Here is a 13,714-nt window from a genome sequence, read left to right on the forward strand (position 1 = left end):
AGGAGACCCCGGAGGCTCCACCATGAAGGCACCCCGACTCGGCCTGCTGCTCCTCGGCACCATCGCCCTCGCGTCCTGCGGCCAGCAGCTCAGTGCGCCCACCGCCGCCACTCCGGCGCAGTCCAGTCCAGTCGCCGCCACGCCCGGCACGGGCAGCGTCGCCGCGCAGATCGCCGCGTACGCCACCCGCCCGGAACTCCAGGACGCCGACAGCCAGGCCATCCTGAAAGACCACGCGAGCGATCCCCTGATGCTGTCCGCCTTGCAGGAAGCGTACGGTCAGGCCGCCGCTCCACTGGACGCCGCCGCGCTGGCTGCCCAGACCAGCGGGCAGATGCCCCTGAGCGCGCAGGCCACCGGCAAGGCCGGCTACGCCCAGTCGGTCGCGTGGGGATCGGTCAGCAACTACCGCTATCAGAAGGCCCATCCCAGGTACTCGGGCCTGAACTGGGGCTCGGATGGCTGCAGCGCGCCCAGCGGCCTGGGCCTGGGCTACCGCGACACCTTCCGCCCCGCGTGCGACGTGCACGACTTCGGCTACGGGAACCTGCCGAAACTGACTGGGAAACTGTACTGGCCGTACAACAAGGCCCGCACCGATTCCGCGTTCCTGAGCAACATGCGGGCCATCTGCGGCGCCAAATCCATCTTCACGCGCCCCGCCTGTTACGTCGCCGCGCAGGCGTACTACAAGGCCGTCGACATTGGCGGCTGGCCCGCCTGGATCCGCAACGGCTGATTCCCGGCGCTCCCCCTTCCTCCCGCACCCCCCGCTGTGCACGTCATCCCTGGAGGCCCCATGAACTTCCCTTCCCGCACTGCCCCCGCCGCCCTGCTGGCCCTGACCCTCGCCCTGAGCGCCTGCGGACAGTCCCCGCAGGCCACCGCGCCCGGCACGAGCACGGCCACCACACCGGTCGCCACCACCCCCAGCTCGCCGGTGATCAGCGCCGCCGATGCCCAGGTCAACCGGGCGCTCGACCAGTTCGCTCAGGAACTCGCGCGCCATATGACCAGTCCCGAGCTGCGGGCCACGATCGACCAGCAGACGGCCACCCGCTTCGACGGCGACCGCGAGACCCTGTACGCCACCCTGGCCCGCACCCCGCTGAGCAGCGGCACGGTCGAGTCCCTGCTCGCCAGCGGGCCGGGCGTGACCCTCAGTTCGCTGAGCACCCTCACCGGCAGCGTGAAGGATCTGCAGGTGGCCGTGCGCGGTCCCGCGTGGAACATAAAAGCGCAGGTGCCGCTGGTGGCCTTCGCGCCGCAGGGCGGGGACGAGTTCGCGCCGGTCACCGCGTACGACGCTCAGGGCGGCCGGCACGTGCTGGATGCCCACACGCTCCCGACCGAGCCGGTCGTGGTGGTGGGCGTGAACGAGCGCCTGGACGCGCAGGGGAACGTCATGAAGCCCATCGACGCCTCGGCCAGCAGTGTGCCGCCGACCCTGAGCGCGCAGGCCTGTGACAGCTGGGAACACCTGACCTCGGTGTACGTGCGTGACGACCACGAACCGTGGATCCGTGGCGACCCGGAAATCTACGTGCAGCTCGGCTCGAACTCTCACGACGGCCTGTACCAGGGATCGTTGCCGGACGTGAACGACGAGAACAAGTGGTACTACCCCAACCGCGATCTGATCCGCTGGTCGACCACCAGCCTGGGCAGCTGGATGATGTACCTGTGGTACGAGCGGGACGGCGGCAGCAGCATCACCCTGACCTTCGGCGCGGACGTGAAGGGCGTGAACGGCAGCGTGGCGTACACGGTCGCGGACGGCGACGACCAGATGGGCCACGCCACCCTGGCCTTCGTGGACCGCCTGAAGTCCTTCGCGCTCGACACCGGCGATGTCCGCTGGTGGCGCAGCGGCTGCAAGTAAGAGCCCTCCCGGCCTCGTCCTGACTGGCGTCATGCCAGGCCAGGGCGGGGCCCTGAAGGTGATGGACGCTGCATTACACTGCGGGCACCCCCTCTCCCCTCGCGTCCTGCCAGTGTCAGCTTCATCCGGGTGCCGCTCCGCACGCTCGCCTCCCCGAGGAACCGACCATGACTGTCCTGCCCGCGCCCGCGCTGCCCCCGGTCATTTCTTCGCCTTCGCCTGCCCTGCTGGCCGGGCCGCACGAGCCCGGTTCCGGAGCCACCGCCGAGATGCTGCGCACTGTGCGGGTCACCAACCTGATCACCTGGGCGGCCCTGTCCGTCCATTCCCTGCTGGTCGAGCCGGTGCGGGATCACCTGCCCCTCAGTCAGGTGCAGTGGTGGGGAGTCCTGAACGTGATCTTCCTGGCCGGGATGCTGCTTACCCTGCACCTGATGAACCGCTGGCCGTGGCGGGCCCTGCTGGGCCTGCTGGCCGGACAGTCGGTGCTGGCCCTGACGGCGAACGCCTTTCTGAACGGCAGCAGCGTGCAGGCCGGCCTGCTGATCCTGGTGGCGGCGCAGGTGGGCCTCCTGCTGCCCTTCCGGCAGGCGCTGCTGTGGGTCGCCGTCCAGAGCGGCGTGCTGCTGTGGGTGCTGCTCACGCACTGGCATAACTTGGACGCCTGGGCCTTCTCGACCGGGTATGTCTGCTTTCAGGCGCTGGCCATCACCACGGTTCGCACGGCCATGCGGGAGATCCGGGCGCGGCGGGCGCTGGCCACCGTGGTCGAGGAACTGCGGGCCACGCGGGCGCTGCTGAACGAGGCCAGCCGGCAGGCCGAGCGGCTCCAGATCTCGCGGGAACTGCACGACCTGCTGGGCCACCACCTGACCGGGCTGGGCATGCACCTGCAGGTGGCCGCGCACCTGCTGCCCGCCAGTCCGGCCCGCACGCACGTGCAGACCGCGCAGGGCGTCGCGCAGCAGCTGCTGGGCGACGTCCGGACGGCGGTGCGGGGCATGCGGGACACGGCCCGCTGCGATTTCCCCCTGGAACTGCGCGCCCTGGCGCAGGGCACGGATCTGGACGTGCACGTGACCCTGCCGCCGGACTTCCGGCTGGACTGTCCGGTCACGGCGCGCGTGCTGCTGCGCTGCGCCCAGGAGATCGTGACGAACGCCGCCCGGCACGCCCGCGCCTCGCAGGTGTGGCTGGACGTGCAGCGCAGCGGGGCCCTCGTGCGGCTGCGCGCCCATGACGACGGCCCCGGCGTGGCCAGCGTGCGCTTCGGCTGCGGCCTGAGCGGCATGCGCGAGCGGCTGGAGGGCCTGGGCGGCACGCTGGACGTGCAGACGCCCCCCGGCCAGGGCGTGACCCTGTGCGCCACACTTCCGGCGGGGGGCCTGGCGTGACGGCCGCCCACGCAGCGGCGGGCCCGATCCGGGTGTGTATCGCGGAGGATCAGACGCTGGTGCGCCAGGGCCTGCGTTCTATGCTGGGCCTGTCGAGCGACATGCAGGTCATCGCAGAGGCCGAGGACGGCGTGCAGGCCCTGACGCTGGTGCCCGCCGTGCGGCCGGACGTGCTGCTGCTCGACTACCGCATGCCCCACCTGGACGGCCTGGGCGTGCTGCGGGCGCTGGCCGCGCAGGGCGCGCTGCCGCCCACGCTGATCCTCACGACCTTCGACGATGACGACCTGCTCATCCAGGGCGTGGAGGCGGGCGCACGCGGCTACCTGCTCAAGGACGTGTCGCTGGAGGTGCTGCTCCAGGCGATCCGCACCGTGGCGAGCGGCGGCCGCTGGCTCCAGCCAGTCTCGACGGAACGGGTGCGCGGCCTGGACGGCGCCGCACCGGTGCGGGCAGAGGATCACGTGACCCTGACCGAACGCGAACAGGAGGTGCTGCGCTTGATGGCAGGCGGCTACTCGAACCGCGAGATTGCCGGGCTGATCACCACCACCGAGGGCACCATCAAGGGGTACGTATCGAACATCCTGTCGAAGATGGGCGTGCGCGACCGGACGCGGGCGGTGCTGCGCGCCCTGGAGATCCAGTTGCTCTAGCTCAGGCGGCGAGCCTGCGGCAGGCCGCCTCGCATTCACGGCAGGCGGCGGCGCACGCCTGGCAGTGATCATGGTGGTGCTGGCCGCACTCGGCGGCACAGGCCGCACAGGCCTCGGCACACAGCGCGCACGCCTGGGCATGTAAGTCGCTGCCGCGCATCAGCAGGCGGGCGGTCGTGGCGCACAGATCTGCACAGTCCCGGTCAAGGCGGATACAGCCCCGCATCATGTCGATGTCGGGCTCGTTCAGGCAGGCGATGGCGCAGGCCTCGCAGGCGTCCAAGCACTGCAGGCAGGCGTCGATGCACGCGCGGATCAGCTGTTCGTTCATGCCTGAGCGTGTCACGCCCGAACGGGCCGCACTTGAGAGCGGCGTTCAGAGGGACTTCACTCCGGGGGCGATCTGCTCCCCAGTGCTGCTGTCCTGTAGTTCCTGAACCCACCTCAGCGCCGGGGAGCGGTGACGCGCCGTCTCTACTGGACAGCCCAGATGCCCGAGAACAGGGCAAGGGCCCCTCGAGCGCGATATCGGGCGTTCGTCCGTGATGACTCCACCCGCACTCGCAGATCGTCGGCTGGGTTCATGGTGGTGCCGGGCCGGACGGCGGTGAGACTGATATCAACAGCACCATGAAGGAGGCTGGTCGGCGCGCTGAAACGCGTACAACCGCACTCACCTTCCCCGCAGGAGTAACTGGCGGGACAGGACGGTGTCAGGGTCGGGCGGGCACGGCGTACCAGTCGTCATCGAGCGCCTCATCATGCAGGTGGGTGCTGGCGGACGCCTGACTGGTGAAACGGGTCAGGACGAGCCTCACCGTCTCATCCTGGCGGCCCGTGAGGTGCAGCACGTAGGTGCCGTGGTCACCCGCTCCCGTGACCCGCTGACCGCTGTGCTCGAAGGTCACGCGGCAGGCGTGGCCGGCGGCCACCTGAGGGTGGGCAGAGTCGGTGACAGTGCCGTGAAAGGTGCGTTCCGGTTCACCGGGCCGGCCCTTCCACGCGCCGCGCAGCGTGATCGACGGAGTTCGGTCGCTCATGCCTCATCTCAGCAGCGCAGCAGGTGAAGCCGGTGAGGGGGGCGGGGTGGACGTTGAGACTTCCTGCACCCACGGGGAGGCTGCATGAGGAGGTTAAGCGCATTGTCAGAGCGGGTCGCATAGACTCGCGGGGTGAAAGCCATTATTCCTGCCGCTGGTCTGGGGACGCGCCTGCGGCCACTCACCTACACGCGCCCCAAGCCGGTGCTCCGTGTGGCCGGTCAGCCGATCATCCGCCACGCGATCCGCACCCTGCAACAGGCGGGCATCACGGACATCGGCGTGGTCGTCTCGGACATCACGCGTGAGGAAATCCAGCACGCGCTGCGCAACGTGACGGGCGTGGAGATCACGCTGATCAACCAGCACGAACAGCTGGGCCTGGGGCACGCGGTGCTCACGGCGCGCGAGTGGGTGGGCGACTCGGACTTCTGCGTGTATCTAGGCGACAACCTCTTCGAGTTCGGGGCGCTGCCCTTCGTGGAGCACTTCCAGGCCGAGCGTCCGGCCGCGCTGATCGCGCTGGTTGAGGTCGAGGATCCCACATCCTTCGGCGTGGCCCAGATGGACGGTGAACGTATCGTGCGGCTGGTCGAGAAGCCCAAGAATCCGCCCAGCAACCTGGCGGTGGCGGGGCTGTACTGCTTCACGCCGGAGATCTTCAAGGTGCTGGACGGCATGCCGCCTTCGGCGCGCGGCGAGTACGAGATCACCGACGGCATCCAGGGCCTGATCGAGCGGGGCCAGACCGTGGTGGGGCAGGCGGTGAAGGGCTGGTGGAAGGACACTGGGCGGCCCGACGATCTGCTGGACGCCAACCGCCTGCTGCTGGAGCGGATCGAGACGGACATCCGGGGAACGGTCGAGGATTCGGTGCTGACCGGACGAGTGGTCGTGCCGCCCACGGCGCGCGTGATCCGCAGCAAGATCGTGGGGCCGGTGCTTTTGGCCGAGGGCGTGCTCATCGAGGATGCGTACATCGGGCCCTTTACCAGCATCGGGAAGGGCAGCGTGATCCGCGCGGCCGAGGTGGAGCACTCGGTGCTGGACGAGGGCGCCATCATCGAGAACGTGCACCGGCGACTGCAGGACTGCCTGATCGGGGTGCGCGCGCGGGTCAGCGGCAACCGCATCATGCCACGCACGCACAAACTGACGATTTCCGACGCGAGCGTCGTCGAACTGGTGTAACCCACCGTCCCAATCCGCGCCCGGCACGGTCAGGGGGCCGGGCGCGTCCTATCATGCGTGGATGACCGATTCGCCCCGCATTCATCTGGGTTCCCTGCTGCGCGCCTCCGAGGACGCGCACGCCGAGGGCACCCTGGATCACCTCCAGTACGAACAGGGTGGGCAGGTGCAGACCCTGTCCTTCGCCGAGCCGGCCGCCTATGAGGTGGATGTCAATTCCCTCGGCGGCCACGAGATGTACCTGCAGGGCACCTTCGAGCCGACCCTGACCATGGACTGTGCCCGCTGCCTGCGGCCGGTCGAGGTGCCGCTGGAGATCACGCTCGGTACCCTGATGCGCTACGAGCCGTCGGCGGACGCGCCGTACCTGGAGGAAGCGGAATCCGGGGAGGAGGTGCTGGTGTTCGGCGACCCGAACGTGGATCTCAGCGCGTACCTGGCCGAGACGACGCTGCTGAACGCGCCGCTGAGCGTGCTCCACGATCCGGCCTGCAAGGGCCTGTGCCAAGTGTGCGGCCACGACCTGAACGAGGGCCCGTGCGAGCACATGGCGCAGGTACCGGTCGAGGAGATCGACGACGACCTGGGCATCCCGGAGGGCACCACGCACGCCAAGCAGAATCCCTTCGCGGCCCTGGCCGACCTGAAGCTGCCAGAGGACGGATGAGCGAGGCCGGCCCGCCCGATCTGGCGCCGGAGCTGACACACTTCCGGGATGGCCTGCCGCGCATGGTGGACGTGACAGACAAGGTGGCCACCACCCGCACCGCGACCGCCGAGGCCTGGGTGCGCCTGCCGACAGAAGCGCGCTCGGCCCTGCTGGCCGGCACCAATCTGAAAGGCGATCCGCTGGTCGTGGCGCGGCTGGGCGGTCTGGCAGGCAGCAAGCGCACGGCGGACCTGATCCTGCTGTGCCACCCGATTCCCGTCACGGGCGCGGACGTGCAGGTCTCGCTGGAGGAGGCGGGAGTGCGGGTACAGGCCACGGTACGCACGACCGCCCCGACCGGTGTGGAGATGGAAGCGCTGACGGCCGCGACCGTGGCGGCGCTGAACGTGTATGACATGCTCAAGGCCGCCAGCAAGGCCATCGAGATCACAGGGGTGCGTCTGCTGAGCAAGACCGGGGGCAAGAGCGGCGATTACCACGCCACCGAGGTCACGGCCACGTAGACGGGCCACGTGGTTCCGGCGAAAGGACTCCGTCAGATCTGCGCGGCACACTGGAAGGCAAGCGGCCAGCCAGCCGGGGCCGACTAGACAGATGCCGGGAACTTCGGACCTTCCCCTGACGTAAAGGAAACACGTATGGGCATGGAGCAGCGGGACAACCTGGGCGTGGCGGGCGACGATGCCCGCCAGACCCCGTTGTATCTCGACCTGCTGCACCGCGAGGCGGAGGGTGACCTGAGCGCCGAGGAACGCGCCATCCTGGCCAGTCTGCCGGATCAGCCCGGCCTGGACGGCCAGCGCCGCTCCCTGGCGCACGCCACGGCCCTGCTGCGCTCCTTGCCGCCTCCCACCGTGACCGCTCCGCTGGCCCGCGTGGTGGCGGCCGACATTGCCCTGGCGGCCACGCTCCGCGCTCCCGCTCCGTCCCGCAGCGTGGCGGCCGAGGTCGCGTCGTCCGTGGCGCTCGCGGCGCGGTTGCCCACGCCTCCCCTCCCCCGCTCCGTCGCGCCGGCGGTGCTGGCCGAGATGCAGGGACGCCACCTCCTCGAAGACCTGCCTACGCCTCGCCTGCACGTCAGCGTCGCGGCGGCGGTCGTGTCCGACGTGGCGTGGGCCACCCGCCTCACGGTTCCCCCCGCACGGCCCCCGCGCTCCGTGGCGGCCGACGTCGTCTCTCGACTGCACCAGGAGACCATCCCGACCCGGCCGTCCCCAGCTGCTCCGGCAGGCGCCCCGGCAACGCTGACGCCCACCGCCAGCGGCTGGCACACCCCGTTGGTGCCCCGGCACAACCCCGCGCCTCTGGCCCTGGTCGTCGCGCTGATGGTCGGCCTGACCCTGCTGGCCGTCACGACCGCGTGGCCGAACCTTGCGGCGGGCGCCCTGGTGCTGCGCACCCTGGTCGCGCAGGTCTCTCCCCTGGCCGGCCTGGGCCTGCTGCTGCTGCTGCTCACGTCCGCCCTCGTCACGTGGCGGCCCCGTCCGGCCATGCAGTGGGCCGGGGCCGGGGCCTTCACGCTGAGCGCCCTGCTGACCCTGCCCGCCGTGGCGGACGTCGTCGCCCGTGGCGAGGTGCATTTCGGGCGCAGCGTGACCGTGCGGGGGCCGGTCAGCGGCAACGTGATCGCCGTGGGCGGCAACATCAACCTCACGCCGAGCGCCCGCGTGGACGGCGAGGTCGTCACGCTGCTCGGCGACGTGCGCCGCGAGCCTGGCGCGCAGGTCGCCGGTCATGTCAGCGCCCTGCTGGGGCGCGTGCCCGGTGACCCCGCCGCCCTTCAGACCACGCTACCCGACGGCATTGGCATGGCCACCGCCGCGGCGTTCCGCCCTGTGCTCGGCTGGCTGGGCAGCGCCGCGTGGCCGCAGGTATTCATCACCCTGACCGGCGGAGCGCTGCTGATGCTGTTCGTCGCGGGCCTCGCTCCCATGCTCGCCCGCCGGCAGCGGCACGCGCCGGTCCGCACCCTGGCCTTGGGTGTGCTGGTGCTGGCGGCGCTGCTGGTGCCCGCGTTCCTGCTGGCCATCACCGGGCTGCTCGGGCCCGCCCTGATCGCCTGTGCGCTGACCGGCGTGCTGGTCGCCCTGGGCCTGAGCGTCAGCGCCTACGACGCCGGACGTACCCTGGCCCGCCGCCTGCACCTTCCGGTGCCGGACGCCGTGGGCGCGCTGCTGGGCCTGAGCGCCGTGGCCGCCACGCTGGGCGAACCGCCCCTGGCCCTGAGCGTCGCGCTGGTCGGCGGCGCGTGGGGCGCGGGCACGCTGCTGCTCACGCGGGGCGTGCGGGCCGCGTAAGAAAGAGCGGCTCCGCCTTTCAGCTGGAGCCGCCCGCAGGTGGTGTGGTGCGAGGAAAGGGACTTGAACCCTCACTCCCTACGGGAACCAGATCCTAAGTCTGGTGCGTCTACCAGTTCCGCCATCCCCGCACGCTGCTAAGAAGTCCGGCCCCAAGCGGATGCCTGGAGCCGGGTGTTGGGGTGGCTTAGGGGATTTGAACCCCCGGCCTCCGCTTCCACAGAGCGGCGCTCTAACCGGCTGAGCTAAAGCCACCATGCCTTCTCAGGCCCACACATCGTAGTGGCGAGCGGGCAGGGTGTCAATGACTGCGTCCCGGCCCTGATCATTTCAGGGTGCTGAGGAAGGTATGGATGGCCGCGATCTGCGCATCGGTGGCGGGAGCCCCGTCCAGGCCGACGCTCCCGAACCGTGGCATGACCGCGTTCAGTTCGCGGGTGGGAGTCTGGCCGCTCAGGACAGCTCGGGCGAACTGCGTGTCCGTCCAGCGGGCCGCCGCGTGCAGGGTCGGGCCAATGCCGCCCTGGGCCTGCGCGCCGTGGCAGCCGGCACAGGTGCTGGCGAAGAGGGCCTGGCCGTCCGGGGTGGCGGTGGCGGGCGCCGCGCTGACGGCCGCGCCACTGCCCGCCCCGGCGAGGCGCCCTCCGGCTCCGTAGGCCCCGATCCCCAGCACCACCCCCAGCACCAGGAACGCGAGGCCGCCACCGATCTCGCGGACGCTGAAGCCCCGGTCCGGACTGTGGCTGTCCATGCTCACCACAGCCTCCGGCCGGGCACGGCCTGGTAGTCCGCGATCATGGGGCCGATCACCGGCAGGTACACCAGCAGCGTGAGCAGCAGCGCGGCGCCCGCGATCGCCAGGAGCGGCTCGGTGCGACGCACCAGCGTGCTGGCCGCCGCGAGGTCGGTGCCTGCAGGACTGATGGCGTCGCTGGTGGGAATGACGGTGGCTTCCGGATCGTCCACGCGCGGCGAGAGCAGGGTGCGGAACAGAATCCAGAAGTACAGCAGCGCCGCGACGAGCAGCACCATGCCGCTGATCCCGGTCAGGGCCTTGGGCACGGCGAGGTTCATGGCGTCGTACACGGCCTGCTGCGCGCTGGCGCTGATGTGCGCGCGGCGCGGCACGCCCGCCAGGCCCTGCCAGTGCATGCCGACGGCGAACAGCATCATGCCGGTGAACCACAGCCACACGCTGGGCAGTGCCAGACGCGGCGACTGGAGGCGCTTGCCGGTCAGGTGCGGCACGAGCCAGAAGGTGATCGCCATGAAGCTCAGGGTGGTGGCCGTGCCGACCGTGATGTGGAAGTGACCGGGAATCCACGCGGTGTTGTGCACGACGGGCGAGAAGGCAGAACTGGCGTTCACGATGCCGCCCGCCCCACCGAAGATGAAGCTGACCATCGCCAGCACCTGCCCGGTCATGGACGCGTCCCGCCAGTTCAGGCGGCCGATCCACGCGAACAGCCCCCGGCCGCCACGGGCGCGGGCGGCGTCCTCGAGCGCGGCGGCGGCGCTGAAGGCGGTCAGCAGGCTGGGCACCGCCACCAGGAACGTCAGGAACATGTGGATGGTCTTCCAAGTGTTCGAGATGTTCGGATCCGCGTACTGGTGGTGCAGACCGACGGGCACGCTGAACACCAAGAACAGCGCGAAGGCCAGCCGCGCAAGGCCCTCGGAGGCCAGGCGCCCGCCCGTCTGCCGGGGCAGGAAGGCGTACCACGAGACGTACGCGGGCAGCAGCCAGAAGTACACGATGGGATGGCCCGTCCACCAGAACAGCGTGCGCGACAGCAGGGGATCGACGCCGGAAGTCAGGCCCAGCGACCACGGAATCAGCATGACAAGCACTTCGGCGACCAGGCCCAGCGCGGCGATACACCACATCAGCCACGTGGCAACGCTCATGTAAGCGACGACCGGCGTGACCCGGCCGGGGTTCGCGCGTTTCCAGCCGAGCCACGCCACGGTCACCTGTCCGGCGACCAGCAGGCTCGCGGCGACCATGATGGCCGCGCCGATGTAGAAGACGGGGCTGCCCTCCATGGGCGGGTAGAAGGTGTAGAGCACGGTCGCGTTGTTCATCAGGAGCGGCACGGCGGCGATGAGCAGACCGGCGAGCATCATGCCGTACGTGAACCACGCGAATTTCAGGTTGGGGCGCACGTTCAGGTCGCGCAGGGGCAGGTACAGCAGCCAGCCGGACGTGAAGAACTGTGTGAACACCAGCGCATTCAGCACGCCGTGCAGCGTGAGCCCCTGGTAATACGAGCTGATGATGTTGCGCAGCAGCGGAATCCTGGCGATGGCCGGGTACGCGTCGATGCCGGCGTAGTTCAGCGCCTGGAGCGGCCCGATCATCACACCGATGAACAGCGCCAGGAAGGCCGTGACGACGTAATACTGCGTGACTTTCTTGAGGCCGCTCAGCGTGGCGGCGTCCAGCCCGCCTTGCACGGTGGGCGGCGTGATGGAACTGATGGCGGTCAAGGCTTACTCCTTCTTCGGCGCTTCCACGATGAAGCGCGTGATCATGTCCTGGTGGCCGGCCCCGCAATACTCGTTGCAGATCACGTGCTGCTCGCCGCTCTGGCGAAAGGTCACCGTGAAGCTCGAGACGTGGCCGGGCAGGATCTCGTCGTTGAGGGTGGTGCCCGTGACCTGGAAACCGTGTACGACGTCCGCCGAGGTGACGTGGAGGGTGATGGGCGTCCCGGCCGGAACGCGCACCACGGCGGGCGTGAACGTGAAGGCCCGCGCGACGATGTACAGTTCCAGGCCGCTGTCCGTCCGCACGAGGCCAGGATGCGCGAAGGCGGTGACCCCGAGCTTCGTGGGATCGATCCGGCCGCTGGCGGGCGCCGCGCCGTGCCCGCCGCCGCGCAGCAGCGGGAAGGTGCCGCTGATCATGCTGGCGAGCACGCCCACGAACAGCAGCACGACCAGCACCAGGGACAGGCCCGCCCAGATCGACTCGTATTTCTCCAGCGTGCGGTGGTCGAGGCCGGAAGAAGGAGGCGCGGGCACGCCTACGCCCGGCCTTCCAGGATGCCCAGCACCAGCAGCCACAGGGTGCTGATGGTCAGCAGCAGCACTCCGACCACGGCCAGCGTGCCCAGGGGGGGACGGCCACGCTCCTCGTGCGAACCTGTGGGTGGTGTCACGCGCTCACCTCGGGCGGGCGGGCGTACTCGCGCAGCACATCCGTCACGCTGATGATGCCGATCACCTGCCCGGCCTCGTCGATGACCGGCAGCGCCCCCACGCGGTGGCTGAGCATGGTGGAGGCGGCGTCGCGGGCCTCGGCGTCCGGGGTGGTGGTCAGCACCGAGCGGCGCATGACGTCGGCCACACTGACCGCCGCGAGCCGCGTGGTCGCCTCCCACGGCGAGAGCGTGCTGACCCGGCTGGGCAGCGCCTCGCGCAGGTCGCGGTCCGTGACGATGCCCACCAGGGTGGTGCCGTCCACGACCGGCAGGCGGCGAATGCCCCGCGAGCGCATCAGGTGCGCGGCGTCCGGCAGGGGCAGCGAGGGCGGGGCCGTGACGGGCGGGCTGGTCATGAGTTCGTGTACGAGCATGGTGTCCTCCTGATTCGGAGGGTCGTCGGCACCCATTACGGCAGCATTACGGCCCGGTACGCGGCGGTACCGGGCCGGCATGACTTCAGGTCAGGACGCGGCGGGCGGAGGCGTGCCCGGCTGGCCCTCGGGTACGAAGGCCGTGCTCGCGCAGGGCTGCTCACCGGCCTTGAGGCGCTCGGCGAAGGCCACAGTGTCCGGCATGGGCGTATCCCCGACCTCGGCGGCCAGGAAGGCGCGGTATCGGCGGTAGTGCTCGATGGCCGCGTACTTCCCGCGCGTGGTCGCCAGGCAGGCCATCAGGCGCTGGTGCTGATCCTCACCGATCAGCGGGTCGGCGGCGGCGGCGCGCAGCAGGGCCTGGGCGGCCAGCGGGCACTCGCGGGCCTCGCAGTGCAGCAGCGACAACGTCAGGTTCGCCTCGACGATCGCGGCCCGGTGGGCGCTGCGGGCGGCCTCGACCCACTCGCCGGTCAGGTGCGGCAGGTACTCGCCCTGCGCGCTGGCCACGGCCTGCCGCAGCAGGGCCTCGCGTTCCTGCACGTTCCCGGAGACCCGCGACGCCACGAGCGCATGGTGCAGGGCGGCCGTGTCGCTGGCCGCCACCACGTCCGGGTGCAGGAGGTAACGGCCCCGGTCCTCGATCACGGCGTCCGGGCGGCCCAGCACGGAGCGCAGGCGGTGCAGCGCCACCCGGAAGCGGTTCGCGCTGGCCGGCGAGTCCTCCAGGCCCCACAGGGCGTCCAGCAGTTCATGCCGGTGGACGCCCTGCGGATTGGCGTGCAGGAACCACAGCAGCTCCTCGGCGCTGTGGGCGGGCCAGGTCACACTCCGGCCATCCACGATCACGTCCGGCTGGCCCAGGGAACGCAGCAGCAGGGCCGGCGGTGGGGTGTGTACAGCGGTTCTTGTGGTGGCCGTCATGGTGACCTCCTGCACACAGTGTGCGCCTCCGGCGGGCCGACCGCTGTCCCCCGGCCCCACCCGGTGTCCACAGGCGCGGA

Annotated in this window: 16 protein-coding genes and 2 tRNA genes; 8 read left to right on the top strand and 10 right to left on the bottom strand. The window is 70.4% G+C overall.

Features of this window, described 5'->3' with window-relative positions; genetic code table 11:
• The first annotated feature begins 22 nt into the window (after positions 1-22).
• From E7T09_RS10130 to E7T09_RS10150, 4 genes are all read left to right on the top strand, one after another.
• The gene (locus tag E7T09_RS10130; protein WP_136389082.1) at positions 23-739 is read left to right on the top strand and encodes a phospholipase A2; all 717 of its coding nucleotides are present in this window, start codon (positions 23-25) and stop codon (positions 737-739) included.
• Positions 740-799: 60 nt separating this feature from the next.
• Positions 800-1,882, top strand: a complete 1,083-nt coding sequence (locus E7T09_RS10140; RefSeq protein WP_168734798.1) for a DUF3103 family protein — start codon at positions 800-802, stop codon at positions 1,880-1,882.
• 167 nt (positions 1,883-2,049) lie between these two features.
• Positions 2,050-3,276, top strand: coding sequence for a sensor histidine kinase (locus E7T09_RS10145; protein WP_136389084.1), 1,227 nt, complete (start codon positions 2,050-2,052; stop codon positions 3,274-3,276).
• Positions 3,273-3,932 carry a response regulator transcription factor gene (locus tag E7T09_RS10150; protein ID WP_240741737.1) on the top strand — a complete coding sequence of 220 codons (660 nt, stop codon included), beginning with the start codon at positions 3,273-3,275 and terminating at the stop codon, positions 3,930-3,932. The genes E7T09_RS10145 and E7T09_RS10150 overlap by 4 nt, the downstream gene beginning before the upstream one ends.
• A gap of 1 nt (position 3,933) precedes the next feature.
• Here E7T09_RS10150 and E7T09_RS10155 read toward each other — a convergent pair whose 3' ends face one another.
• Both E7T09_RS10155 and E7T09_RS10160 read right to left on the bottom strand, forming a co-directional pair.
• Positions 3,934-4,263: a four-helix bundle copper-binding protein gene (locus E7T09_RS10155; RefSeq protein WP_136389085.1), complete on the bottom strand. Its 330-nt coding sequence runs from the start codon at positions 4,261-4,263 to the stop codon at positions 3,934-3,936.
• Positions 4,264-4,645: 382 nt separating this feature from the next.
• On the bottom strand, positions 4,646-4,972 hold the full coding sequence (locus E7T09_RS10160) for a hypothetical protein (protein WP_136389086.1): 327 nt from the start codon (positions 4,970-4,972) through the stop codon (positions 4,646-4,648).
• Positions 4,973-5,104: 132 nt separating this feature from the next.
• Between E7T09_RS10160 and E7T09_RS10165 the strand changes: the two genes are divergently transcribed.
• From E7T09_RS10165 to E7T09_RS21885, 4 genes are all read left to right on the top strand, one after another.
• Positions 5,105-6,163, top strand: a complete 1,059-nt coding sequence (locus tag E7T09_RS10165; RefSeq protein ID WP_136389087.1) for a glucose-1-phosphate thymidylyltransferase — start codon at positions 5,105-5,107, stop codon at positions 6,161-6,163.
• A gap of 61 nt (positions 6,164-6,224) precedes the next feature.
• Positions 6,225-6,830 carry a DUF177 domain-containing protein gene (locus tag E7T09_RS10170; RefSeq protein WP_136389088.1) on the top strand — a complete coding sequence of 202 codons (606 nt, stop codon included), beginning with the start codon at positions 6,225-6,227 and terminating at the stop codon, positions 6,828-6,830.
• Positions 6,827-7,336: a cyclic pyranopterin monophosphate synthase MoaC gene (gene moaC / locus E7T09_RS10175; RefSeq protein WP_136389089.1), complete on the top strand. Its 510-nt coding sequence runs from the start codon at positions 6,827-6,829 to the stop codon at positions 7,334-7,336. The genes E7T09_RS10170 and moaC overlap by 4 nt, the downstream gene beginning before the upstream one ends.
• Before the next feature lie 135 nt (positions 7,337-7,471).
• Positions 7,472-9,130: a polymer-forming cytoskeletal protein gene (locus E7T09_RS21885; protein ID WP_240741738.1), complete on the top strand. Its 1,659-nt coding sequence runs from the start codon at positions 7,472-7,474 to the stop codon at positions 9,128-9,130.
• A 45-nt stretch (positions 9,131-9,175) separates the two neighbouring features.
• Here the strand turns inward: E7T09_RS21885 and E7T09_RS10185 are convergent.
• From E7T09_RS10185 to E7T09_RS10220, 8 genes are all read right to left on the bottom strand, one after another.
• Positions 9,176-9,261, bottom strand: a tRNA-Leu gene (locus tag E7T09_RS10185).
• Between the two features lie 47 nt (positions 9,262-9,308).
• A tRNA-His gene (locus E7T09_RS10190) sits at positions 9,309-9,385 on the bottom strand.
• A gap of 70 nt (positions 9,386-9,455) precedes the next feature.
• Positions 9,456-9,881 (bottom strand): cytochrome c, encoded by a 426-nt coding sequence (locus E7T09_RS10195; RefSeq protein ID WP_136389462.1) that lies wholly within the window; start codon positions 9,879-9,881, stop codon positions 9,456-9,458.
• A 2-nt stretch (positions 9,882-9,883) separates the two neighbouring features.
• Positions 9,884-11,620 carry a b(o/a)3-type cytochrome-c oxidase subunit 1 gene (locus E7T09_RS10200; protein WP_136389090.1) on the bottom strand — a complete coding sequence of 579 codons (1,737 nt, stop codon included), beginning with the start codon at positions 11,618-11,620 and terminating at the stop codon, positions 9,884-9,886.
• A 3-nt stretch (positions 11,621-11,623) separates the two neighbouring features.
• Positions 11,624-12,157, bottom strand: a complete 534-nt coding sequence (locus E7T09_RS10205; protein ID WP_136389091.1) for a cytochrome c oxidase subunit II — start codon at positions 12,155-12,157, stop codon at positions 11,624-11,626.
• Positions 12,158-12,159: 2 nt separating this feature from the next.
• On the bottom strand, positions 12,160-12,294 hold the full coding sequence (locus tag E7T09_RS10210; protein ID WP_136389092.1) for a cytochrome c oxidase subunit 2A: 135 nt from the start codon (positions 12,292-12,294) through the stop codon (positions 12,160-12,162).
• Positions 12,291-12,710, bottom strand: coding sequence for a CBS domain-containing protein (locus E7T09_RS10215; protein ID WP_168734799.1), 420 nt, complete (start codon positions 12,708-12,710; stop codon positions 12,291-12,293). The genes E7T09_RS10210 and E7T09_RS10215 overlap by 4 nt, the downstream gene beginning before the upstream one ends.
• A 90-nt stretch (positions 12,711-12,800) precedes the next feature.
• A complete protein-coding gene (locus tag E7T09_RS10220; RefSeq protein WP_136389094.1) occupies positions 12,801-13,634 on the bottom strand; it encodes a BTAD domain-containing putative transcriptional regulator in 834 nt (277 codons plus the stop codon).
• Between the last annotated feature and the right edge of the window lie 80 nt (positions 13,635-13,714).

Origin of the sequence: Deinococcus sp. KSM4-11 (assembly GCF_004801415.1) — a bacterium.
In the GTDB taxonomy this organism is placed as follows: Bacteria; Deinococcota; Deinococci; order Deinococcales; family Deinococcaceae; genus Deinococcus.